This window comes from Solirubrum puertoriconensis (assembly GCF_001483135.1).
GTDB classification, from domain to species: domain Bacteria; phylum Bacteroidota; class Bacteroidia; order Cytophagales; family Hymenobacteraceae; genus Solirubrum; species Solirubrum puertoriconensis.
Map to the genome: position 1 here is coordinate 852,735 of NZ_LNAL01000008.1, position 23,397 is coordinate 876,131.

General features: G+C 59.1%; 19 protein-coding genes. 14 read left to right on the forward strand and 5 right to left on the reverse strand.

The window, feature by feature from the left end; all coding sequences use genetic code 11:
- Positions 1–59: 59 nt before the first annotated feature.
- Both hscA and ASU33_RS17950 read right to left on the reverse strand, forming a co-directional pair.
- Positions 60–1,922 (reverse strand): Fe-S protein assembly chaperone HscA, encoded by a 1,863-nt coding sequence (gene hscA / locus ASU33_RS17945; protein WP_059072199.1) that lies wholly within the window; start codon positions 1,920–1,922, stop codon positions 60–62.
- A gap of 291 nt (positions 1,923–2,213) precedes the next feature.
- Positions 2,214–4,580 (reverse strand): alpha-amylase family glycosyl hydrolase, encoded by a 2,367-nt coding sequence (locus ASU33_RS17950; RefSeq protein ID WP_059072200.1) that lies wholly within the window; start codon positions 4,578–4,580, stop codon positions 2,214–2,216.
- Between the two features lie 268 nt (positions 4,581–4,848).
- Here ASU33_RS17950 and ASU33_RS17955 point away from each other — a divergent pair, with 268 nt between their 5' ends.
- A complete protein-coding gene (locus tag ASU33_RS17955; protein ID WP_059072201.1) occupies positions 4,849–5,688 on the forward strand; it encodes a murein L,D-transpeptidase catalytic domain family protein in 840 nt (279 codons plus the stop codon).
- 114 nt (positions 5,689–5,802) lie between these two features.
- Here ASU33_RS17955 and ASU33_RS17960 read toward each other — a convergent pair whose 3' ends face one another.
- From ASU33_RS17960 to ASU33_RS17970, 3 genes are all read right to left on the reverse strand, one after another.
- Entirely contained in the window at positions 5,803–6,864 is a 1,062-nt protein-coding gene (locus ASU33_RS17960; RefSeq protein WP_059072202.1) for an Ldh family oxidoreductase, read from the reverse strand.
- 70 nt (positions 6,865–6,934) lie between these two features.
- Entirely contained in the window at positions 6,935–7,900 is a 966-nt protein-coding gene (locus ASU33_RS17965) for a Ppx/GppA phosphatase family protein (protein ID WP_286130645.1), read from the reverse strand.
- A 117-nt stretch (positions 7,901–8,017) separates the two neighbouring features.
- Positions 8,018–8,911: a class I SAM-dependent methyltransferase gene (locus ASU33_RS17970; RefSeq protein WP_059072204.1), complete on the reverse strand. Its 894-nt coding sequence runs from the start codon at positions 8,909–8,911 to the stop codon at positions 8,018–8,020.
- A 97-nt stretch (positions 8,912–9,008) separates the two neighbouring features.
- Between ASU33_RS17970 and ASU33_RS17975 the strand changes: the two genes are divergently transcribed.
- The 13 genes from ASU33_RS17975 (at position 9,009) to ASU33_RS18030 (ending at position 23,284) form a co-directional block, all read left to right on the forward strand.
- Positions 9,009–9,491, forward strand: a complete 483-nt coding sequence (locus ASU33_RS17975) for a DinB family protein (RefSeq protein ID WP_059072205.1) — start codon at positions 9,009–9,011, stop codon at positions 9,489–9,491.
- A gap of 18 nt (positions 9,492–9,509) precedes the next feature.
- Complete coding sequence (gene dapF / locus ASU33_RS17980) at positions 9,510–10,298, forward strand: diaminopimelate epimerase (RefSeq protein WP_059072206.1); 789 nt, start codon at positions 9,510–9,512, stop codon at positions 10,296–10,298.
- A gap of 3 nt (positions 10,299–10,301) precedes the next feature.
- Positions 10,302–10,829, forward strand: a complete 528-nt coding sequence (locus tag ASU33_RS17985; protein ID WP_059072207.1) for a GNAT family N-acetyltransferase — start codon at positions 10,302–10,304, stop codon at positions 10,827–10,829.
- A 179-nt stretch (positions 10,830–11,008) separates the two neighbouring features.
- Positions 11,009–12,259: a glycosyltransferase family 1 protein gene (locus tag ASU33_RS17990; protein ID WP_078063324.1), complete on the forward strand. Its 1,251-nt coding sequence runs from the start codon at positions 11,009–11,011 to the stop codon at positions 12,257–12,259.
- Positions 12,260–12,337: 78 nt separating this feature from the next.
- Positions 12,338–13,534 (forward strand): UDP-galactopyranose mutase, encoded by a 1,197-nt coding sequence (gene glf / locus ASU33_RS17995; RefSeq protein WP_059072208.1) that lies wholly within the window; start codon positions 12,338–12,340, stop codon positions 13,532–13,534.
- A 75-nt stretch (positions 13,535–13,609) separates the two neighbouring features.
- Positions 13,610–14,902: a family 1 glycosylhydrolase gene (locus ASU33_RS21685; RefSeq protein ID WP_216818575.1), complete on the forward strand. Its 1,293-nt coding sequence runs from the start codon at positions 13,610–13,612 to the stop codon at positions 14,900–14,902.
- A 3-nt stretch (positions 14,903–14,905) separates the two neighbouring features.
- On the forward strand, positions 14,906–15,847 hold the full coding sequence (locus ASU33_RS21690) for an SDR family oxidoreductase (RefSeq protein ID WP_216818576.1): 942 nt from the start codon (positions 14,906–14,908) through the stop codon (positions 15,845–15,847).
- A gap of 196 nt (positions 15,848–16,043) precedes the next feature.
- Entirely contained in the window at positions 16,044–19,457 is a 3,414-nt protein-coding gene (secA, locus tag ASU33_RS18005) for a preprotein translocase subunit SecA (RefSeq protein ID WP_059072209.1), read from the forward strand.
- A 116-nt stretch (positions 19,458–19,573) separates the two neighbouring features.
- Positions 19,574–20,272 (forward strand): deoxyribose-phosphate aldolase, encoded by a 699-nt coding sequence (deoC, locus tag ASU33_RS18010; protein ID WP_173664845.1) that lies wholly within the window; start codon positions 19,574–19,576, stop codon positions 20,270–20,272.
- Complete coding sequence (locus ASU33_RS18015) at positions 20,253–20,825, forward strand: sporulation protein (RefSeq protein ID WP_149867291.1); 573 nt, start codon at positions 20,253–20,255, stop codon at positions 20,823–20,825. Before deoC ends, ASU33_RS18015 begins: the two co-directional genes overlap by 20 nt.
- A gap of 2 nt (positions 20,826–20,827) precedes the next feature.
- Entirely contained in the window at positions 20,828–21,220 is a 393-nt protein-coding gene (locus ASU33_RS18020) for a hypothetical protein (protein ID WP_059072211.1), read from the forward strand.
- A 57-nt stretch (positions 21,221–21,277) separates the two neighbouring features.
- Positions 21,278–22,468 (forward strand): M20 metallopeptidase family protein, encoded by a 1,191-nt coding sequence (locus ASU33_RS18025; RefSeq protein WP_059072212.1) that lies wholly within the window; start codon positions 21,278–21,280, stop codon positions 22,466–22,468.
- Between the two features lie 36 nt (positions 22,469–22,504).
- Positions 22,505–23,284: a hypothetical protein gene (locus ASU33_RS18030; protein WP_149867292.1), complete on the forward strand. Its 780-nt coding sequence runs from the start codon at positions 22,505–22,507 to the stop codon at positions 23,282–23,284.
- Positions 23,285–23,397: the final 113 nt, after the last annotated feature.

A 23,397-nucleotide genomic window follows, 5' to 3' on the forward strand; every position in this document is an offset into this window, starting at 1 on the left:
CGCCGCGGGGCCGCAGCAATCGTGCTGCGGCCCCGCGGGCAGAGAGTACAAGCCGGAGGTTAGATGATCTTCTTACCGGACATAGCCTGCTTGATGCTGATCTGCATCACGCGTTCGGCGAAGGGGCTGGTAAGCTCCTCGAGTTCATCAACGGCGCGGTAGATGGCGTCTTTATCGCCCGAGCCAAGCACCGAGCGCAGGACGTCGGCTTTCTGGCGCGTTTGAGTGATTTCAACCTCGGTAAGGTGCTGGCCGTTGTTGTGCACAAACCGATCAACCTGATACAGCATTTGCTCGGCGGCGGTACGGGCCTCGATAACCATGCGTGCCGCTACGTCGTCTTTGGCGTGCGTAAGCGAATCGATCAGCATTTGCTCCACTTGCTCGTCGGTGAGGCCGTACTGGGGCTTCACCTCGATGCTTTGTTGGATGCCCGAACGCAGCTCAATAGCCTCTACCTTCAAAATGCCATCGGCGTTGAGGATAAAGTTCACGTCGATTTTAGGCAGGCCGGCGGGCATGGCCGGAATACCGCGCAAATCGAACTCGGCCAGCTTGCGGTTTTCGCGCACCAAGTCACGTTCGCCCTGGAACACCGAAATCTTCATGTTTACCTGCCCGTCGACAGAAGTGGTATACTGGCGGCCGGCTTTGGTCGGAATCTTGGAGTTGCGCGGAATGATGGGGTCCATCAGCCCGCCCATGGTTTCGATACCTAGGGTCAGCGGTGTTACGTCGAGCAACAGAATGTCGCGGCGGTTGCCAGCCAAGATGTCGGCCTGAATGCCGGCACCTAGGGCCACTACCTCGTCGGGGTTGAGCGAGTTGTTGGCTTGCTGCCCGAAGAACTCCGACACGCTATCGAACACCAGCGGCACGCGCGTAGAGCCGCCTACCAGCAGCACCGCATCGAGCTTATCGACTGTGAGCTTGGCATCGGCCAGGGCCTGGCGGCACGAATCGATGGTGCGCGCCACCAGCGGCTGAATCAGTTGGTTGAACTCGGCGCGGGTCAGCGTGAGGTTTACTTCGCTATTGAGCGCGGCGCCAAATACTTCTTCCTGGCTGAGGTGGCGCTTGGCTTGCTCGGCCATCAGGCGCAGGCGCTGCTTCAGGAGCGGATCTTCGAGCACAGCGCTTTGCAGCTCGTGGCGGTGCACCCAATGGTTTACCACCACGCGGTCGAAATCGTCGCCGCCTAGGTAGGTGTCGCCGTTGGTGCTCAGTACCTCAAAAATGCCTTGGTGTAGGCTCAGAATGCTGATGTCGAAGGTGCCGCCGCCTAGGTCGTACACGGCCACGGTTTTCTCCTCCTCGGGCGAAAGGCCAATGCCATAAGCCAAGGCCGCCGCCGTAGGCTCGTTTACAATGCGCAGCACCTCCAGCCCGGCCAGGCGGCCGGCATCGCGCGTGGCTTGGCGCTGCGAGTCGTTGAAGTAAGCCGGAACGGTAATTACGGCCTTGTTGACGGGCGTTTTGAGCGCGTGCTCGGCGCGGGCGCGCAGCTCTTTCAGGATTTCGGCCGACAGCTCGATGGGGGAGTAGAAGCGGTCTTGCACCCGAATCTTCACCAAACCTTCGGTATCGTCGTCGATAACCTTGTAGCCCAGCTCACCGGCGTGGTTGCCTAGGTCGCGGTACGATTTGCCGAGCAGGCGCTTCACCGAATAAATAGTGCGCTCGGGGTCGGTTTCGAAGTAGCCTTTGGCATCGTTGCCCACCACGGGCGCCGAGCCATCGGCCGGAAAGTGCACCACCGACGGCACGATGGTGCCGCGGCCCTGGTCGTTGATGGCAATGGGTTGCCGCGACTCGGGGTGGATGTACGCAACAAGGCTATTGGTAGTACCTAAGTCGATGCCGACGATAATCTCTTCCTGCTGAAGAGAGCCGGTCATTAGGTTGATGGAAACTTTGGCCATAGGAGTGCTCAGAACGCAGCTCAGCTAAAGGAGCTGAAGCGCCGGGGGCGCAAAAGTACAACGGAAAAGCCCGCGGGACAGGGCTGCACTACCGCGCGGCTGCAAGGATATTCGGGGTACAACAAGCCGAACTCCGCGGTGGTTGCAACCCGCCTAGGTGCTTTGCCTGTTACGGCACCTGCGCACCTAGGGCTATGGCCGGGCTGCAGCATTGGGCTTGCTGATGATAGAAGCACGCAAAAAAAGCCCCAACCAGCGTGGTTGGGGCTTTTGCTTAGCGGTGGGCAGCAGTTACTTCACTACCAACTTGCGCGTAATCTTCAGCTCGGGTACCGTAATGGTGTACAGCCCGCCGGACAGCTGTTTGGTGGGTAGCACGCGGGTGGTGTTTGAGCCGGGGTACAGCTTCATGCCCTGCTGGTGCACCAGGCGGCCGGTTACGTCGAGCACGCGCAGGCTCACGTCTTGCTCGGTGCCGGTGGTCATCGTTACCTCGATGTGGTCGGCGGCAGCGGGGTTGGGGTAAATCTCCAGGTTGTTAGCCAACGCTGGGGCTGCCTCAATGCTGCCGGCGGTACCACGCGCCGCGGTAGCCGTGTTGATGGTAGCCGGCGCCGTGTACGTCACCTTAATGAACGCCTTCTGAGCGGGGTTGGTAGTAGCGTTCTGGCGGGCCCGGATGGTTAGCCAACCATCGGCCGTGGGCGTGTAGGTGCCGGTGAGCGTACCGGTGCCTGAGCGGCTGCTTACCAGCGTGCCGGCCGAGTTGTAAATGCCCGCTACCAGCGAGTAGGCTCCGTTGGCAGGGTACAGCGTGTACGTAACGGTTTTGTTGGCGCCTACGTAGATGCGGCCGGCTGTGCGCCATGCCGTAGAGCCAGCGGGCAGTTGACCGCCTTGGCCCAACGAGCGGCTGTCACGGTCTCCTAGGTCATCGGCCAGTTCCCACTCTTGCGTGGTGGCCAGCGCCGGACGCGAGTAGTTGGTGCTGGCGTTTACGGGCGCCCATACTGAGTAGCCGCGGCGGCCACCGGCCGCCGTACCGTTGCAGGGCGGCGTATTAATGGCTACCGTCTGCGAAGCGCTTACCGTAACCGTTGCCGTGCCATTGGCACCCGAGTAGTCTTTCAATACCGTACCCGGGGCAAAGTCGCACGACACGGTGTTGTTCTGCCAAGCCGAGAAGTTATCGTTGATGCCGATGATGGCTTTGGTGCTGCGCTCAATCACCAAGTGGTCGGCGGCTTGCCAACGCACTTTGTAAGCACCATCCTTGAAGCGCAGGTTCTGGTGGCACCAGATCAGGTTCTCGAGGTCGGAGCGGGTGGGCAGGTCGGCGGTGCTGGTGGGGCGGTGCGAGTAGCGCTTGCCCGTACTGCCTACGTTAAACAAGTCTTCGAAGAAGATTTGCGGCGAGCCGTCGAGCGCTAAAGCCGCGGCATACGTGGCCGAGAGGCGCGGGTCGAACGGATCGATGTGCGGGGCCAGCTCCGAGCCGGTGTTCCAGCCGGTGTAGTTGCCCGTCGAGCCTACTTGCGGACGGAAGGTGTCGTGGTTGTTCACGAACGGTACCGTACGGTGCACGTACTGGCCGCCCTGGTACACCACGCGGCGGCCTTGCTGGTAACCCGGCAACGAACCGATGTCGAAGTTGCCCCCGCCGCTTACGATGTTGTAGAGGCCGTTGCGTAGCGAGAAATCGAAGGTGCCGGCGCGGTCTTGCACATCGGTGCACCATTGATCGAGCTGCGCCGAGCCGCCTACCCATTCGCCCACGGCAAACATGGCAGCACCGCCGTTGGCCCAACCGGCGTTGGCTTGCAGGTTATAAAGGAAATCTTCGGTAGCAAAAGCCGGGAAGTGCTTCACCGCATCGAGGCGCACGCCATCAAAGCCCACCTGCTTCTTATACCAAATCATCCAATTACGCGCTTGGGTACGCATGTAATCGGCGCTTTGGGCGGGGTTGAAGGTGGCGTTGGAGCTTTGCCCGTACGAGCCGTTGTAGAAGCTCACGTCGGGCCCGAAGTACACGGCGTTCAGGTCGCCCGAGGTAGAATTGTTGCCCGGGTTGGGGTTGAAGTTCTGCCAGTTTTTGGGCCAGCGGCCCGAGCGGGCTAGGTAGTTGGCGGCATCCTCGGCCGTAGCTGGCGAGTTGTACGAAACGTAACGGAAGTTTTTGTACTTGCTGGTGGTGTAGTCTTCCCAGGCGGCAGGGTCCTGGCCACCCGCGCCGGTGCTCGATCCGGCCCCATCAACGTGGTTGAGTACCACATCTTGCACTACCTCAATGCCGTTGGCGTGTAGCACGGCTACCATGCGCAGTAGCTCGTCTTTAGTGCCCATGCGCGTGGCAACAAAGCCCTTTTGGTATTTGTCGCCTAGGTCGTAATGGTCGAAGGGCGAGTAGCCATTGCCCTGGTTGCCGTTCTTAATAGTAGGCGGAATCCAGACTGCATCCACGCCCATGGCCTTTAGGCGGGGTGCTAGCTCAGCCAAGTAGTTGGCCCAGCCGTTGGGGTAGTTGGAGTTCCAGTAGTCCCACCAGAAGCCTTGCAGGACGACCTTTTGAGCTTGTGCTGGATGGCTTGCCAGCAAGGCAAAACCAACCGTAAGCAGCGCCCCCAAGCGGGAGGCTGCACGCCACATTTTTAACATGTGAGTAGAGGTGTTTTGGGGTGGAGAATGGTTAAGTAGAACAGGACAAAACAGAGGCTTGTCGGGCCGAAAGTTGCGGCATATTTTTAGTATAAGCAAACGATTGCAGCAGCCAGCAACAAACGTTTGCAGAAACCCTGTGCTTATCAGCCCGGAATTATTACGCACACCTACTTGTTGAAATATTCGTCGCAGCCTATGTGGCATTGGATGCGTATATTCAATAGAAGGCCAGCAAAGGCCAGCTCCGCCGCAGCTAAAACCTCCTATGGAAAAGCAAAGTGTTGTTCATCGTTTGCGTCTGAAAGCGAAAGCACGCCGCGCCATGCGCCGTGCCTTGCCCTTTGTGGCTTCGCTGTTTCTGGCAACTCCGCTGGCTGCGCCCGTTAGCTCTACGGCAGCGCGCACGCAGAGTATGTCGGCTACTGCGCCCGTGAAGCGCGTACTCGCAACGGTAATGTTTGCGCAGGGTACGCACCAGCTCTACAACGAGCTTAAGCTCAGTGAGCAAGGATTGAACTTTGATGTTTTTGAAAAAGCCTACACAGGCTACCTGAATTTGCGCGCCCAAGGCAAACTCAACGACGATCGGCAGTTGCTGACGGTGGTGGATTTCAACTTACCCTCCACCGAAAAGCGCTTGTGGGTGCTCGATTTGGAACAGAAATCAGTGCTGTTTAACACGCTGGTAGCCCACGGGCACAACTCCGGCGAAAACATGGCTACCAACTTCTCGAACCAGAACGAGTCGAACATGAGCAGCCTCGGTTTCTACGTTACCGACACCGAATACTACGGCAAGCACGGCCGTTCGCTGAAGCTCGATGGTGTTGACCTAGGCTACAACGACAACGCCCGCGACCGGGCCGTGGTAATGCACGGAGCCGAGTACGTGAGCGAAGATTTCATTCGGCAGTTTGGGCGCCTGGGTCGCAGCTTGGGCTGCCCGGCCTTGCCCATGGATCAGTACGCCCAGATTATTGATGCGGTAGGCGGGGGCACCTGCTTGTTCCTGAACGGCAACTCGCCCGAATACCAATCGCAGTATTTAAATACCGACCTCGCTGCCAACGAATTTGCATCCGTCGACCTAGGAGAGTCCGTGTAAAGGCCTGTTAGGTTACTAGTTACCGATACAAACGAGTTGTGAGTTAGAGGGGAAAGAAAAGGCGCATGCGGCAATAGCCGCATGCGCCTTTTCGATTTTTAACCTAGGCAATGTTTAGAGCTTCACCCCAAACTTCTCGCCTAAACCGGTGAGGTCGTCGACTACTTTTTGCAGCAGCTGAATGCCTTCGGTCAGGCGCTGTTCCGTCATGCGGCGCTCCGGGTCGCCGGGGATGAGCACCTGCTGATTGGGCACTGCCTTGGCCTGTCGGAACGTTTCGATCCAGTTATCCATGTGCGCCTTGAACTCGGCGGCGGGCCGAAAGGCATCCACGCGCATCACCCCGAAGAAATGCCCAATGCCTTGCCCCACCGGGTCGGCGGGCGGTTGCAGAAACGCCACGAACGGCGGCACCCACGGCCCGTAGTTGGCTCCCGATAGCACCGCCGACAGAATATCAACCGTAGCACCTAAGCCGTAGCCTTTGTGCGAACCGGTTTCGCCGCCCAGCGGAATCAGCGCGCCACCGTTGCGGGTTTCAGTAGGGTTGGTGCTGCCGTTGCCGTCGCGGTCTTGTATCCAGCCGGCGGGAGCGGGTAGGCCTTTGCGCTCCAGTATCTCCATTTTGCCCTGCGCAGCCGTGGTAGTGGCCATATCGAGCACAAACGGCGGCTGCTCGCCGGCCGGGATGGCTACCGAAATGGGGTTGGTGCCCAGCAGGCGCTCGAGCGAGTAAGTGGGGGCTACCAGCGGAGAGGCGTTGGTGAGGGCAATGCCAATCATGTCGTGCGGCAGGGCCAACATAGCGTGGTAACCAGCAATGCCGAAGTGGTTGGAGTTGCGCACGGCTACCCAGCCTGTGCCGGCCACTTGGGCCTTTTCGATGGCTAAGCGCATGGCCCTAGGTGCTACTACCAGGCCCAAGCCAGCATCACCATCAATCACGGCGGTGCTCGGCGTTTCGTGCACTACGCCAATGCGCGGCGTGGCATTAATGCGCTTCGCTTCCCAGAGGCGCACGTAACCGCTCAGGCGCGCCACGCCGTGCGAATCGACGCCGCGCAAATCAGCAGAAAGGAGGGTTTCGGTAGCTTGGCGGGCATCGTCGGCCGAGCAGCCCATGGCGCGGAACACGCCCTCGGCAAAGTGAAACAGGCGGGTGTACTCGAAAGTCACGCGAGAAGCGGAAGAGTGGGGTGAGGGATGTGGCCGCTTTGTGCAGCAGCCCTAGGTGGTGCGAGTTGCGTTAGGCACGCGGCGCGTGCAGCATTTCGTACAGCAGACCTTCTTTGAGTGCATACGCCGAGGCCGTGATGTGCGGCAGGCGGCAGTTCTTCAGCACAAAGTCGATGAGCACGCAGGCCACCACAATCATGTCGGCGCGTAGGGGCGTCATGCCGGGCAGCTGCAGGCGTTCGGCGTGCGTGAGCGAAAGCAGCTGATCGTAGCTGTGGTAAAAGCTATCGAGCGAAATAGCGCGGGCGGGCGGCTGGTGCGAAAAGTCCTCGCCGCTGCGTGCGGCCTGCATATCGCCCAGGGTATCAAAAGTGCCCGATGCGCCAATGAGGCTAACCGGCCTAAAGTGCTCGGCTGCAGCCAGCATAGGTGCTAGCGCGCCGCCAAGAAATTGCTGCTCGGCCTGCACATCGGCGGGCTGCATAGGGTCGTGCCGAAAAAACTGATCCAGCAGCCGCTGCGCCCCAATCTCGAAGCTGTGCTTCCAGAAAATGGTGTCGGCGTTGGCAATGATGAACTCCACCGAACCGCCGCCAATGTCCATCATCAAATGCGGCTCGGCACCTAGGCGCACGGCCTGCCGAATACCCTGGCAAATCAGCTCGGCTTCGCGGGCGCCAGGTATCACCTCCACCCGAATGCCGGTTTGCTCGAAAATGTCTTTTACCAGCTCCGTGCCGTTCCGCGCTACCCGCACGGCGCTGGTGGCCGTGGCGCGTACGTCGGTCACTTGGTGCAACTCTATTTCCTCCTGAAACGCCTGCAGTGTGTGTAGCGCCCGTTGGTATGCCGCGGGCGCAATTTCGCCCTGACTTATGCCACCTTCGCCCAGTTTCACGCCCACTTTGGTGCGTAGCAGCACAGTTGGCTCGCCCGCGGCAGGGTGCTGCGGCAGCTCTACGATAAGCAAGTGAAACGTGTTCGTGCCCATGTCAATCAGGGCCAGGCGCTGGTGGTGTGGGTGATGTTGTGACACGCGGTTAGGTAGTAAGTAGCACGAAGCGGGTTACAAGCGGCAGTACGAACGAACGAAGGCAAGCAACTATAGGCAGCAAGCAGCAGGTTGTAGGTTCAACTTGCTACGCGGGGCCTTCTAGTTGGCAAAGCGGCAGAAAGTACCTAGGGGCAGCTTACGCAGGCCTTGGTCTTGCAGGTATATCTCGCCGATTTCGCGCTGCTTGCCGAAAGGCGCGTAAATCGTGTCCATGAGGTTATCCAGGATCAACGCCGAAAAACCGATGGAGTAAAGGTTGATGACGTAGAAGTGGTCCTCGGGGTCGAGCAGCTCGCGGCACAGCTTCAGCATCTCGTTCAATTGGTCTTCGAGCTGCCACTTTTCGCCGTTCGGTCCGCGGCCGTAAGCGGGCGGATCGAGGATCAGACCTTGGTATTTGTTGCCACGCTTCACCTCGCGCTGCACATACTTAAAGGCATCTTCTACCAGCCACCGCACACCATCGAGGTTAGAGGCTTCCATGTTGTCGCGGGCCCAAAAGTTTACCTGCTTCACCGAGTCGAGGTGCGTTACGTCGGCGCCGGCGGCGCGGGCGGCCAAGGTAGCCGCGCCGGTGTAAGCAAACATATTCAGCACTCGCGGCTTGGCGGCGCGGCGCTTCTGGGTTTGCTCGTAAATGAACTGCCAGTTTGGGTCTTGCTCCGGAAACAGGCCCACGTGCTTAAACGACGACAGCCCTAGGCGGAAACGCAGCTTCAGGCCATCGGGGCGCTCGTAGCTGATTACCCATTGCTCGGCCATGCCGGGCTTCAGCTTCCAAGAGCCGCGTTCGGTAGCGGCGTTGGCGCCTTTCTCGCGGGTAAAAGTAGCGTGGGCGCGCTGCCATTCGCTGGCGGGCAGGTGCGGGTCCCACACGGCCTGGGGCTCGGGGCGGCTCAGCACGTAGCGCCCAAAGCGCTCCAGCTTTTGAAAGTTGCCGCTGTCAATCAGCTCGTAATCGGGCCAGGGACTGGTGGTCAGGAATGAGTACATGCGCTACCTTTGATATACCCCGCAAGCGGGCCGGCAAAGGTACGCTTCCTGATAACAAGCCGGTGCGCAGCGGAACAGCAACCTGTACGTGCACTCCATGAGCGAAGTCCACCGCATCATCGATCAACTCCAACTCGCCTTCGGCGGCGACGCGTGGTCGGGCCCGTCGCTGCAGGCTACTTTGCTAGGTGTTTCGGCTACCCAAGCGGCCATGCATCCGTTGCCGCACGCGCACAGCATTTGGGAGTTGGTGCTGCACCTCACCACGTGGGCCGATACGGTGCATCAGCGCATTGAGCAGCGCCAGAATGTGCCGCCCGTAGCAGCCGATTGGCCCGCTGCGCCAGCTATACCCACCGAGGCCGCATGGCAACAAGCAAACCGCGAACTTTGCCTAGCGCACGAGCGGTTAGTGGCCCAGGCCCAAACCCTGCACGATGCTGACCTAGGGCAAGTGCTTGGTACGGCGCGCGACCGGGCCGATGGTTCGGGCGTTTCGATTTACGTATTGTTGCACGGCACCGCGCAGCACTACTTGTACCACGCGGGCCAAATTGCCTTGCTCCGCAAGCTTCTCTGATTTACTTCTGCTTTCAACATGCGTTTTCACAAATACCAAGGCACCGGCAACGATTTCGTGATGATCGACGACCGGCAGCGCATTTTTCCGGCCGCCGACAACGCCTTGGTACGTCGCCTCTGCGACCGGCGCCGCGGCATCGGGGCCGATGGCCTCATTCTGCTGCGCACCCTATCCGACTACGATTTCGAGATGGTGTACTACAACTCCGATGGGTACGTGGGCTCGATGTGCGGCAACGGCGGCCGTTGCACCGTTGCCTTTGCGCACCGCTTAGGGGTCATTCAGGACAAAGCCCACTTCCTGGCGGCCGATGGCCCGCATGAAGCCAGCATCGATGCCAACGGCATTGTGCGCCTGCGCATGATTGATGTGGCCGGTCAGCAGGACACCCCCGACGGCGTGTTTCTGAATACCGGTTCGCCGCACATCGTACGCTTTCTGCCCACCAGCACACTGGCCGAATACAACGTGTACGCCGAGGGCCGCGCCGTGCGCTTCGGCGATGCATTTCGGGAGCGAGGCGGTACCAACGTCAACTTCGTAGAAGCCCCCGTAATTGACGGACAACCGTGGCAAGTGCGCACCTACGAGCGCGGCGTTGAGGACGAAACGTATTCGTGCGGCACCGGCGTAACGGCCGTGGCCTTGGCTGCTGCCCGCCGTGGCGCCGTGAGCCCGGTGCCGCTGCGCACCATCGGCGGCGATTTATCGGTGTCGTTTGAGTTGCACGCCGATGGCACCTTTACCAACGTGTACCTCAACGGCCCAGCCGAGTTTGTATTCGAGGGCGATATTGCACTATAACCGATGCTGCGCTCCGAAACGGTCTACTTACGGGCCCTCGAAGCCAACGACATAGGATTTCTCTACGAAATAGAAAACGACGCGAGCGTGTGGGGCCTTGCCAGCGACACGCTCACGCCCATTTCGCGCCACAACCTGCGGCAGTATTTGGATAATGCCGCTGCCGACTTTTACGAAGTGCGGCAAATGCGCTTGGTCATTTGTACTAACGCAAACAAAGAAGCTGTTGGCACCGTCGATTTATTCAACTTCGATCCGCACCATCGGCGCGCAGCGGTGGGCATAATGGTGGCAAATACGCACCGCCGCCAAGGCTATGCCGCAGAAGCCTTGCAACTACTACTGAAATACGCCCGCCACACCTTGCACTTGCACCAAGTGTACTGCACTGTGGCGGCTACCAACAAAGCCAGCTTGCGGTTGTTTAAGGCGGCTGAATTTCGGCGGGTTGGCGTTCGTTATCAATGGCTTGCCGATGCCGAAGGGTGGCAAGATGCCGTGGAAATGCAGCGATTATTAGCGGGCCAATAGGCCCGCTTTTTTGTTGCCCCTAGGTGTAGTAGCAGAGTGCAAGTTGCTCCAGGTAGCATCCTTTTTGAGTCGGCTTGCGTATGCTCTTATGCCGTGCTTGGTGAGCGGGTCGTGTTCTCACCGAGCCACTTGACTTCCCACCACGCCGTATCGCCAAAACACTTTTGACGCTCTTTCGCATGTCCTTACTCGATGCCACGGCCCTCGGGTCGTCTTCTGCTACCGAATCCGTTGTTAACACTAACGTTGCCCAATCGACTGACATAGCCACTACTACCAACCAGAGCGCCGATACCAACCAACTACCCGATTTGGTGTGTTTTGCCCACTTGCACTGGGATTTTGTTTGGCAACGGCCTCAGCACCTGCTTTCGCGTTTTGCTAAGCACACGCGGGTGTTTTACGTGGAAGAGCCCTGCACCCACTGGGAAGACCACCAGATGGAGCCTTGGCTCGAAATCAAAGACCGCGAAGAAGGCCGCCTGAAAGTGGTTGTGGTGCACCTGCCCGGCAACTGCGTTGATGCCGCTGCCGACGAAGTGCAGGCCCGCATTCTGACGGAGTACTTCGAAAAGGAAAACATCAAAGATTTTATTGCCTGGTACTACTCGCCCATGTTCCTGGCTAAGTCGCGCCAGCTGAAGCCCGCCCTCACCATATACGACTGCATGGATGAGCTGGCGAACTTCAAAGGCGCGCACCCCGAGCTGCGTAGCCGCGAGCAGGAACTGTTTAAGAAAGCGCAGCTGGTATTTACCGGCGGCCAGAGCTTGTACGAGGCCAAAACCAAGCAGCACCACAGCGCGCACGCTTTCCCGAGCAGCATCGACAAAGCTCATTTTGGCCAGGCCCGCAATCCCGACCTCGCCGAACCCGCCGACCAAGCCGGTATTGCCCACCCGCGGGTAGGTTTCTTCGGGGTGGTAGATGAGCGCCTTGATATTGAGTTGCTGCGCGAGCTAGCCGCTGCGCACCCCGAGTGGCAGTTTATCGTCATCGGTCCGGTAGTGAAGATCGATGCAAGCGTGCTGCCGCAAGGCGCTAACATTCACTACCTAGGCAGCAAGGATTACAAAGAGCTGCCCACCTACCTCAAAGGTTGGGACGTAGCCACCTTGCTCTTCGCCGACAACGAGAGCACCAAATTCATTTCGCCTACTAAAACTCCTGAATACCTCGCTGCGGGCAAACCCGTGGTGAGCACTCCGATCCGCGACGTAGTGCGCCCCTACGGCGAACTTGGTCTGGTGCACATCGCCGCCGATGCCCCCAAATTCGGCAAGGCCATCGAAATGGCTCTGGACGAAGTAGACGACGCTGCTTGGCTGCAGCGCGTAGATGATTACCTGGCCACGATTTCGTGGGACCAAACCTGGCAGCAGATGGTGAACCTGATGCAGGCCGAACTACGGCGCGTAGCCGCCCGCTAACATTTCCCGTACACGGTTCACGCGAACGGTTCATTCATCCTTCTTCTCAACCAATTCACCACCTGCACCTTCTGAGCTATGTTTGATTATCTGATCGTAGGAGCCGGTTTCGCCGGCAGCGTGCTGGCCGAGCGCCTCGCTACCCGGTCCAATAAAAAAGTCCTGATCATCGATAAGCGTAACCACATTGGTGGCAACGCCTACGACCACTACAACGAAGAGGGCGTGCTGGTACACAAGTACGGTCCGCACATCTTCCACACCAACTCCAAGGAGGTATTCGAGTACCTCTCCAACTTCACCGATTGGCGCCCCTACGAGCACTGGGTGCTGGCCTCGGTGGACGGCCAACACGTGCCGATTCCGATCAACCTCGATACCATCAACAAGCTGTATGGTACCAACATGACCAGCTTCGAGGTGGATGCGTTTTTCGAGTCGCAGGCCGAAGAAGTGCCGGTAATCCGCACCTCCGAAGATGTGGTGGTAAGCAAAGTTGGCCGCGAACTGTACGAAAAGTTTTTCCGCAACTACACCCGCAAGCAGTGGGGCCTCGACCCCTCGGAGTTGGACAAGTCGGTGACCTCGCGTGTGCCCACCCGCACCAACCGCGACCGTCGCTACTTTACCGATACCTACCAAGCCATGCCGCTGCACGGCTACACCAAGATGTTCGAGAAGATGCTCGATCACCCGAACATCAAGATCATGCTCAACACCGACTACCACGACATCATCAACGTCATTCCCTTCAAGGAAATGATCTTCACGGGTCCGGTAGATGAGTACTTCGATTTCAAATTCGGCAAGTTGCCGTACCGCTCGCTCGAGTTCAAGCACGAAACCCTGAACAAGGAATGGCACCTGGAGGCTCCGGTAGTAAACTATCCTAACGAGCACCTCTACACGCGCATCACCGAGTTTAAGGCGCTTACGGGCCAGCAGCACCCCAAAACCAGCATCGTGTACGAATTTCCACGCGCTGAAGGCGACCCGTACTACCCGATTCCGAAGCCCGAAAACGCCGAGCTGTACAACAAGTACAAGAAGCTCGCCGACGAAACGCCCAACGTGCATTTCGTAGGCCGCCTGGCTACCTACAAGTACTACAACATGGACCAAGTAGTAGCCCAGGCCCTAACGGTATACAAGAAGCTCACCGAAAAAGAAAAAGAAGAAAAAGGCACGGCAAAACCAGCCAAACCCGCCATTACCGGTTCGGTTTCACTGATGGAAAAGCTCTTGCCCCGCGACCCGGACAAGAAAAAGGCCTAACCTACTCACCCATTTGCGCCGACGTGTAGCTTCAGTTGCCGTGCTGCTACACGTCGCGCTTTTTACACCTACTGCATGGCAACTGTTGAACTGTGGGGCGGTGTGGAATGCACCGTCAACCGCGTCGGCGACGAGTACTACGACCAGTTGGAGATGAGCGGGCACCGCGCCCGCCTCTCCGATTTGGATCTTTTCGCCGAACTGGGGATACGCAAGTTGCGCTACCCCGTGCTCTGGGAGTCGGTGGCTCCCGACAGCCTCGACGCGCCCGATTGGCAGTGGGCTGATGAGCGCCTACCCCGCCTGCGCGACCTAGGCATCGACCCCATTGTGGGGTTGGTACACCACGGCAGCGGCCCCCGGTACACGGCGCTGCACGCCGATAATTTTGTGGCCGGCCTGGCCCGCTACGCCCGCATGGTAGCCGAGCGCTATCCTTGGGTAAACCACTACACTCCTGTAAACGAACCGCTTACCACGGCCCGCTTCAGCGGCTTGTATGGGCTGTGGTACCCCCACAGCACCGACGACCGCGTGTTTGTGCGTATGTTGCTGAACGAGGTGTTGGGTACGCGCGCCGCTATGCTGGCCATCCGGGAGGTGAACCCAAAGGCCAAGTTGGTGCAAACCGAAGACCTAGGGAAGGTACACAGCACCGGCCAAATGGCTTACCAAGCGGAGTTTGAAAACAACCGCCGCTGGCTCACCTTCGATCTGTTGTGCGGACGCATTGATGCCAACCATTACATGTGGCGCTTCTTGCGCGACAACGGTGCCCCCGAAGCCGAACTGCTCGATCTGGTAGCCAACCCGCTGCCGCCCGATATTTTGGGCATTAATTACTACGTTACGAGCGAGCGGTTTCTCGACAACGAGCGGCATCATTATCCCGAGCGCTGCTACAGCCGCAACCACCACGACGAATACGCCGACATAGAAGCCGTACGGGTACTGCCTTTGCAAATGGCCGGCATCAAGCAACTGCTTCGCGAAGCGTGGGAGCGGTACCAGTTACCCATTGCCGTTACCGAATCGCACTTGGGCTGCACGCGCGAAGAGCAGCTGCGCTGGCTGCTGCAAGCCTGGGACGAGGCCAATGCTTTACGGCAGGAGGGGGCCAACATTCGGGCCGTTACGGTTTGGTCGCTCCTAGGTGCTTTCGATTGGGACAGCCTGCTTACCCGCCGCGGCGGTAGCTACGAAAGCGGCGTGTTCGACGTGCGCAGCGGCCAACCTCGGCCTACTGCTTTGTTTAAAATGGTGCAAAGCCTCGCCCGCTCGGGCCGCTACACACACCCGTTGCTGGCCAACCCCGGTTGGTGGCAACGCGCAGATCGTTTCGTTTACCGCACTTCACTGATTGTTTGAGCTATGAGTCGTCAGCTATTCACTCCGGCATCGCAGCCACGCCAGCCCCTGCTTATCACCGGAGCTAACGGTACCCTAGGCAAGGCATTCGCTCGTGTGTGCCAGATTCGAGGCATCGACGCCGTAGCGCTTACCCGGCAAGAGCTCGACATTGCCGACCTAGGAAGCATTGAGCAGGCACTAGAGCAATACAACCCTTGGGCGGTAATCAACACGGCCGGCTACGTGCGCGTCGACGACGCCGAAACAGATGCCGAGCGCTGCTTCCGCGAAAACAGTACTGGTCCGGCCATGCTGGCCACGGTTTGCTCGGCCCACGGCGTGCAACTGCTCACGTTTTCCTCCGATCTGGTGTTCGACGGCTACAAGAGCGACCCGTACGTGGAAAGCGACAAGGCCCGACCGCTTAATGTGTATGGGCAAAGCAAGCAGCGCGCCGAGCGCGAAGTGCTTAAGCGCATGAAAGATGCTTTGGTAGTGCGTACCAGCGCCTTTTTTGGCCCTTGGGATGAGTACAACTTCGTACACTTTGTGCTACGCTCAGCCCGTGAGGGTACGGCCTTCGAGGCTGCCAACGATGTACAAATTGCGCCCACTTATGTGCCGTGCCTCGTCAATAACGCACTCGATTTGCTTATTGATGAGGAGCGTGGCATTTGGCACCTGGCCAACCAGGGGTCGTGCACTTGGGCCGAACTTGCTTGCATGGCCGCCGAGCAGGCGGGCTACAGTTCCGATTTCGTGGTAGGCCGGCCGATGGGTTCTTTCAATTTGCGCGCAGCTCGGCCGTTGCAAAGCGTGCTGAGCAGCGAACAAGGAATACTCTTGCCCCCACTAGAAGCCTCATTGCACCAATACCTGCTCGACATTGGGCACCAGCCCAGCCACGACTTTGGCCTGCTCTCGGCCGGGTGTTCCGACAAGGGCACCAAAGTGCCTAGCTAGTCCTTGGTCTGACGTAGCCGCCGACCGTTGGCGCCGCTACCTGACATCTTAACGTTCTGAACAAACCCCGCACTCTTTTTGAGGCTGCGGGGTTTGTCATTTCTAGGGCGCTTCTAGATGCGGTTAAGGCTTTTCCATCAAACCGCTTATTTTTGAGGTGCGCCCTTGGCGTTTTCAGCAAATTCTTCTACCCAGCATGTTCGATTTTATCGGGAAGGCCGTCACGAAAGTCTTCGGCACCAAGTCGGAGCGAGACTTAAAAGGCATTATCCCTTACGTGGCGACCATCAACGCCGAGTACGCCAAACTGGCAGGCATCTCCGATGACGAGCTGCGCGGCCAGACAGACCAGGTACGGGCCCGCATCAGCGAATATTTGAAGAATATCGACGATCAGATTGCCGCCCTGCACCAGCGTATCGCCGACGAGCCTAACCTCGATATTCAGCAAAAAGAAAACGTATTCGAGCAAATCGATGCGTTGGAAAAGCAGCGCAACACGCAGCTGGAAGAAGTACTGCTGGAAGTGCTACCACAGGCTTTTGCTATTGTTAAGGAAACCGCGCGCCGTTATAAGGAAAACGGCCAGCTGGTGGTAACCGCCAACGACAAGGACCGTGAATATGCCCGTCGGGCGCCGAACGTAACCATTACCCCCGATGGCAAAGCCGTATGGGCCAACCGCTGGATGGCTGCCGGCGCCGAGGTGGTGTGGGACATGGTGCACTACGACGTACAGCTGATTGGTGGCGTAGTGCTGCACCAAGGCAAGATTGCGGAAATGGCCACCGGTGAAGGCAAAACGCTTGTTTCGACCTTACCGGCGTTCCTCAACGCGCTGTCGAAGCGCGGCGTGCACCTAGTAACCGTAAACGACTACCTGGCCAAGCGCGATTCGGAGTGGAATGCGCCGCTGTTCGAGTTTCACGGCATTACCGTGGACTGCATCGACAAGCACCAGCCCAACACCGATGCCCGCCGCCGCGCCTACGCTGCCGATATTACCTACGGCACCAACAACGAATTCGGCTTCGACTACCTGCGCGACAACATGGCGCGCGACCCGGAGGAGCTGGTGCAGCGCAAGCACCACTTCGCCATCGTCGACGAAGTTGACTCCGTACTGATCGACGACGCCCGTACGCCGCTCATCATTTCGGGCCCGGTGCCCAAGGGCGACGTGCACGAGTTTCTGGTGCTGAAGCCGCGCATCCAGCGCCTTGTAGATGAGCAGCGCAAGCTGGTGCAGCAGTACTTGCTCGATGCCAAGCGCCTGATCAAAGAAGGCAATGACGGCGCCAAAGAAGGGGAGGGCGGCCTAGCGCTGTTCCGCGCTTTCCGGGGCCTGCCCAAGAGCAAGCCGCTCATCAAGTTCTTGTCGGAAACCGGCAACCGCGCCATTCTGCAAAAGGTGGAGAACTACTACCTGCAGGACAACTCGCGCCAGATGCCGCAGGCCGACAAGCCGCTGTTCTTCACCATTGATGAGAAGAACAACCAGATTGAGCTGACGGAGCGCGGCATCGACCTGATTACCGGTCAGGGCGAAGACCCGCACTTCTTTATCATGCCCGACATCGGCACCGAGCTGGCGCAGATTGAGAACAACAAGGCCATAAGCGCCGACGAGCGCCTGCACCAGAAAGAACACCTGATGCAGGACTATCAGGAGAAGTCGGAACGCATCCACACCGTAAACCAGCTGCTGAAAGCCTACACCTTGTTCGAGCGCGATGACCAGTACATCGTGACGGAAGACCACAAGGTGAAGATTGTAGACGAGCAGACCGGCCGCGTAATGGAAGGCCGCCGCTACTCCGATGGCCTGCACCAAGCTATTGAGGCGAAGGAAAACGTGCGCATTGAAGACGCCACGCAGACCTACGCCACCGTAACGCTGCAGAACTACTTCCGCATGTACCACAAGCTGGGTGGCATGACGGGTACGGCCGAAACGGAAGCCGGCGAATTCTGGCAGATCTACAAGCTCGACGTGGTGGTAATCCCCACCAATCGCGGCATTGCCCGCAAAGACCAGCACGACAAGGTTTACAAAACCACGCGCGAGAAGTACAACGCCGTGGCCGAGGAAATCCAGGAGCTGGTGAAAGCCGGCCGCCCGGTGCTGGTGGGTACTACTTCGGTTGAGAACTCCGAAATCATCAGCCGCTTGCTGAAGCTGCGCAAGATTCCGCACCAGGTGCTGAACGCGAAGCAGAACCAGCGCGAAGCCGAGATTGTAGCCAACGCCGGTTATCCCGGTACCGTTACCATCGCCACCAACATGGCCGGCCGTGGTACCGACATTAAGCTGAAAGAAACCTCGAAGGAGTCAGGTGGTCTGGCCATTATTGGTACGGAGCGCCACGAGTCTCGCCGCGTCGACCGCCAGCTGCGTGGTCGTGCGGGCCGCCAAGGCGACCCGGGTACGTCGCAGTTCTTTGTTTCGCTCGAAGACAACCTGATGCGCCTGTTCGGCTCGGACCGCATTGCCCGCCTCATGGACCGCATGGGTCTGGAAGAGGGCGAGGTGATTCAGCACTCGATGATTACCTCGTCGATTGAGCGCGCGCAGAAGAAGGTTGAGGAAAACAACTTCGGCATTCGGAAGCGCCTACTCGAGTACGACGATGTGATGAACGCCCAGCGCGAGGTAGTATACCGCCGCCGCCGCAACGCGTTGTTCGGTGAGCGTTTGGAGCTCGACGTGTGGAACATGGTCTACGACGTATCGGAAGACATCGTGGCTGGTCATAAGATATCGGGCGACTACGCCGACTTCCAATTGGCCATTATCCGCGTATTCGGCTACGACACGCACATTACTGCCGCCGAGTTTGCTGCTCAGCAGCCGGCGCAGCTCACGCAGCGCCTCTACGAGGAGGCCCTAGGTTACTACCACTCGAAGAACGAGGTGATTGGCGAGTCGGCGCTGCCGCTCATCAACGACCTGATCGAGCAGAACGCTCCGTTCGAGAACATTGCCGTGCCGTTCTCCGATCAGCGCAAGCAAGTAACGGCTGTAGCTAACCTGCGTAAGGCGCAGGCCAGCAACGGCCAGGAGTTGATGCGCGCCATGGAGAAAGTGGTGGTGCTGTCGCTGATCGACGACGCCTGGACGCAGCACCTGCGCCAGATGGACGACCTGAAGCAGGTGGTACAGAACGCCGTGTACGAGCAGAAAGACCCCCTGTTGGTGTACAAGTTCGAATCGTTCGAGCTGTTCAAGCGCATGATCAGCAAGGTGAACGAGGACACCGTAACCTTCCTGTTCCACGCCGATATTCCGGCGACGCAGGTAAGCGCTACGGCCGAGCCGGAAATCATGTTTGAGGAAGCGGTGGCGGCACCGCGTGCGCCGCAGCCTCGCCTGAAGGCCGAGAAGGAAGTGTCGACGTCGTCGTTGGGTGCAGGCCCCGAGGACCTGGACCAGGCCCACGACCTAGGCCTGGAGCCGCTCGAAAAGCAGCAGCCCGTACGCTCGCAGAAGGTTGCCAACCGCAACGACAAAGTGAGCGTGCAGTACATGGACGGCCGCATCGTGCGCGACGTGAAGTTCAAGAGCGTGGAAGAAGACGTGCTGAACAACCGCGCGGTTATCATCGATTAATACGCTGGCTAACACAAGCCCCGTACAACCGCCCCGGCCCTAGGTCAGGGCGGTTTTGTTTGGAGCAGACAGCAAGGCCCAAGAGCCTACTGTACCAGCTTCGTTACCTTTGCGCCATGCTGACCTCCGATCAATTAGCTGCCCGCATCGACCATACCTTGCTGAGGCAGGACTGCACGCACGAGCAAATCCAAAAGCTGTGCGCCGAAGCCCGCGAGCATGGCTTCGCCAGCGTGTGCGTACCGCCGTACTTTGTGCCGGTTGCGGCCGAGGCATTGCTGGGCTCCAGCGTGGCTGTGTGTACGGTTATCGGGTTTCCTTTGGGTTACAGCACCACTGCCATTAAGGTGGCTGAGGCTAACGAGGCTTTGGCCATGGGTGCTATTGAGCTGGATATGGTGATGAACGCAGCGGCGCTAAAATCGGGCGAGGAGGCAGCCGCGCAGCACGATATCCGGGCACTGGCCGAGCTGTGCCACAGCCACCAAGCCATTCTGAAGGTGATTATTGAAACGGCGGTGTTGTCGAGTGAGGAAATTCGGCGGGCTTGCGACTTGTGCGCAACGGCTGGTGCGGATTTTGTGAAAACCTCGACGGGCTTTGCCAGCCGCGGGGCCTCGGTAGAGGATGTACGCCTGATGCGCGACCAACTGCCGAGCAACATCCGTATTAAGGCTGCCGGCGGTATCCGCACGCATGCGCAAGCCGTGGCGCTGGTGCTGGCCGGTGCCGACCGCCTAGGTGCCTCCGCCGGTGTGGCCTTGCTCACCCCTCCTCAGGACGACAACTCCGCCCATGAAACGTCTGCTTACTAACGTGCTTTCGATTACCGCTTTGTTTGCGCTGGTTAGCTGTGCCGCTTCGGGGCCGGCCGCCACCACTTCCGCTCCCGATTCTTCGCGTACTACATCGGCAACGGCTGTGGGTTCTGCCACCAAAGGCAAGGGCAAAGCTGCGCCGGCTGAGGACCTAAGCAAGTACCGCCCTAAGTTTACGCCGCCGCCCGCACCTAAAGCCCTAGGTGCCAAAGCCTACGTAGCGCCTGCCAACCACGTAAACGTGCAAATAGACCAGCGCCTGCGCGACCAAGCCTACACCAACCAGAACGTGAAATACACCAGCGGTTGGCGCATTTTGGCTTACGTGGGGCTGGAGCGCGACCAAGCCATGGCTATTCGCCGCTCGGTTATCAGCCGCTACCCCGACGAGACGGATTACGTCACGTTTAAGCAACCCATTTACCGGCTGTTTATCGGCGACTACACCACCCGCCTCGATGCCGAGCGCGCTATGCTGCGCATTCGCCCATTGGCACCCAAGGCCGAGCTGCAGCCCACGCAGGTGCTCATCAACAAAACGCGCTTCTAGCTATGCCGCTCATTCGTCAGCTGCAGTGGGATGAGCTCGACCTGTTGCAGGGTCTGGAGGTGATACCCACGGAGTACGACGACGGCGCCGGCGTGCAGTACCGCGTGGAGAAGCAAGGTTTGGTGCTGCTCATCTCGCTCTGGCCGGCCACCGGCGTAGTCGATGTAACCCTGACGCACCCGGCCGCCAATGCCATTATGCTCGATTTACGCGTGGCCGTGCGGGGCACTGTGCGTTATAACAACGACAAGCGCGGCGAATACCTCGAGTTTCCCGACTGCGTGCTGGTAAGCCGCCTAGGTTTAGGCGAAGAGGAAGCCGCCTTCAGCCCCAACTTGGCTGGCCGCTCCATGTTGGTAGCGGTGCGGCCGCACGTGAGTATCTTCTTAGAGTAAGCCCTAGGTGCCGGGCTGCAGTAGCAGGGCAGGCAGCTGGGTTGTACCTTGCGGGTTATGCAGCAATTGCTTTCTCGCATTCAGGAACTAGCCGCCGCTCAGGCCACCGACGTGGTAGGGCTGCGCCACCATTTGCACGCTCATCCGGAGCTTTCGTTCAAAGAGTACCAAACGGCCGCGTTCGTAGCCGACGAGCTGCGCAAGCTCGGCCTCGAGCCGCAGCCGATTGCCAATACCGGCCTCGTGGCCCTTATCGAAGGTCGCAACCCTGGCCGCCGCACCGTGGCCCTGCGCGCCGACATGGACGCGTTGCCCATTCAGGAGCAAAACGATGTGCCATACCGCTCGCAGAATCCGGGCGTGATGCACGCCTGCGGCCACGACGTGCACACCTCCTCGTTGTTAGGAGTAGCCCGCATTTTGGTGCAACTCCGCGACGAGTTCGAGGGCACCGTGAAGCTCATGTTTCAGCCCGGCGAGGAGGTAGTGCCCGGCGGGGCATCCATCATGATTAAGGAGGGCGTGCTCGACAACCCTGCGCCGCAGACGGTGCTCGGGCAGCACGTGTTTCCGCAACTGCCGGCCGGCAAGGTGGGCATTCACGCGGGGCGCTACATGGCCTCGGCCGACGAGCTGTACCTGACCATCCGCGGCAAGGGCGGCCACGGCGCCATGCCCGATCTGAATATCGACACCGTGCTGGTAGCGGCCAACCTGATTGTGGCGGCTCAGCAGCTGGTAAGCCGCCGCGCCAATCCCAAAATTCCTTCGGTGCTGTCCTTCGGCAAAGTCATTGCCCAAGGCGCCACCAACGTCATTCCGAACGAAGTTTATATCGAAGGCACCTTCCGCACCATGGATGAACAGTGGCGCGAGCAAGCCCACGGGCACCTGCGCCAGCTTTGCGAAGGGTTGGCCACTTCGATGGGGGCAAGCTGCGAGCTGGAAATACGCCGCGGCTATCCTTGCCTCGACAACGATGTGACCGTGACACAACGGGTGCGAGCCGCCATGGTCGAATATCTCGGCGAAGAAAATGTCGTTGACATTGATCAGTGGATGGCATCCGAAGACTTCGCTTTCTTCTCGCAGGCTGCGCCGTCGTGCTTTTACCGCCTCGGCACCCGCGCCCTCGACGGTCGGTACGCCGCTTCCGTACACACGCCTACCTTCGACATCGAAGCCCACGCCCTCACGGTTGGGCCCGGCCTGATGGCCTGGCTTGCCCTGAACGAGCTGCAGGCCTAGGTGCCGCAAGGCGTAGTTGCTACGAAGAGCTAACCTATGAGTGTAAAGAAATTACTCTGCATGGCGGGGTTGTTGGTGCTGCCGGGCTTGGCCCTAGGTCAGCGGCGCATCCACAACCCCACGCAGCTGTGGCCCGAGCTGCAAGGCGAGCTGGCCCTGCAAAACAACTCGTATTTGTGGCTGAGCGCGCAAAATCAGCGGGCCGCCGAAAGCCGCTACAACAACGGCACCTTCGACTATGTGCTGCGTGCCGGCTACGAACGCTTTTGGAGCGAGCAGTGGAGCTGGGGCATAACCGGCCGCTACGCCGCCACCTCGGCCGGCGATAGTTTCACGCCCGAACTACTCCTGCGCCACCGCAGCCGCTTGCTGGGGCTTACCCTAGGGCAGCGCCTCAGCCTGGAGTACGCCTTGCAAGGGGGAGTAGCCCGCAACCTAGGTGCCACGCGCCTGCGCCTCGATGCCGAACGCATTATAACCGTTGGCAATATTGCGCTGCGGCCGCGCGTGGCTTGGGAAGGCGGCCTCAACCTTCGGTTGCAACCACCCGACGACCAGCCCGAAGAGCGAACTATCGATCAGGGCCGATTGCGAGCAGAAGTAGGTATCCGTTTGTCCGACCACTTCGACCTAACACCCTACTTCGCACGGCAGACCGATTTCACCGTCACGCAATTTCAGTTCGACGCCGATGGGAACATCACTTCGGGCGGTCGTACCAACATCGTTTCGCCCATTATAGGGCTCGATGTTCGCTTTACCTTGTTTCAGGACAAGCAACCTTTCGAACGGATACAGTTGCCTACACAGCACTAATAATGACTTTATGTCATTGCATGTGTCAAGGCGAAATCTGCATTTCAGACGATATGGTTAACTAAAGAGTAGAGTTGTGCATACCTGTTCGCAAAAGAGTAATGTGTATATAA

Bases quoted from the DNA above. Each gene is read 5' to 3' on its own strand.
- hscA (WP_059072199.1), bottom strand. From the start codon at position 1,922: ATGGCCAAAGTTTCCATCAACCTAATGACCGGCTCTCTTCAGCAGGAA.
- ASU33_RS17950 (WP_059072200.1), bottom strand. From the start codon at position 4,580: ATGTTAAAAATGTGGCGTGCAGCCTCCCGCTTGGGGGCGCTGCTTACG.
- ASU33_RS17955 (WP_059072201.1), top strand. From the start codon at position 4,849: ATGGAAAAGCAAAGTGTTGTTCATCGTTTGCGTCTGAAAGCGAAAGCA.
- ASU33_RS17970 (WP_059072204.1), bottom strand. From the start codon at position 8,911: ATGTACTCATTCCTGACCACCAGTCCCTGGCCCGATTACGAGCTGATT.
- ASU33_RS17975 (WP_059072205.1), top strand. From the start codon at position 9,009: ATGAGCGAAGTCCACCGCATCATCGATCAACTCCAACTCGCCTTCGGC.
- dapF (WP_059072206.1), top strand. From the start codon at position 9,510: ATGCGTTTTCACAAATACCAAGGCACCGGCAACGATTTCGTGATGATC.
- ASU33_RS17985 (WP_059072207.1), top strand. From the start codon at position 10,302: ATGCTGCGCTCCGAAACGGTCTACTTACGGGCCCTCGAAGCCAACGAC.
- ASU33_RS17990 (WP_078063324.1), top strand. From the start codon at position 11,009: ATGTCCTTACTCGATGCCACGGCCCTCGGGTCGTCTTCTGCTACCGAA.
- glf (WP_059072208.1), top strand. From the start codon at position 12,338: ATGTTTGATTATCTGATCGTAGGAGCCGGTTTCGCCGGCAGCGTGCTG.
- ASU33_RS21685 (WP_216818575.1), top strand. From the start codon at position 13,610: ATGGCAACTGTTGAACTGTGGGGCGGTGTGGAATGCACCGTCAACCGC.
- ASU33_RS21690 (WP_216818576.1), top strand. From the start codon at position 14,906: ATGAGTCGTCAGCTATTCACTCCGGCATCGCAGCCACGCCAGCCCCTG.
- secA (WP_059072209.1), top strand. From the start codon at position 16,044: ATGTTCGATTTTATCGGGAAGGCCGTCACGAAAGTCTTCGGCACCAAG.
- deoC (WP_173664845.1), top strand. From the start codon at position 19,574: ATGCTGACCTCCGATCAATTAGCTGCCCGCATCGACCATACCTTGCTG.
- ASU33_RS18015 (WP_149867291.1), top strand. From the start codon at position 20,253: ATGAAACGTCTGCTTACTAACGTGCTTTCGATTACCGCTTTGTTTGCG.
- ASU33_RS18020 (WP_059072211.1), top strand. From the start codon at position 20,828: ATGCCGCTCATTCGTCAGCTGCAGTGGGATGAGCTCGACCTGTTGCAG.
- ASU33_RS18025 (WP_059072212.1), top strand. From the start codon at position 21,278: ATGCAGCAATTGCTTTCTCGCATTCAGGAACTAGCCGCCGCTCAGGCC.
- ASU33_RS18030 (WP_149867292.1), top strand. From the start codon at position 22,505: ATGAGTGTAAAGAAATTACTCTGCATGGCGGGGTTGTTGGTGCTGCCG.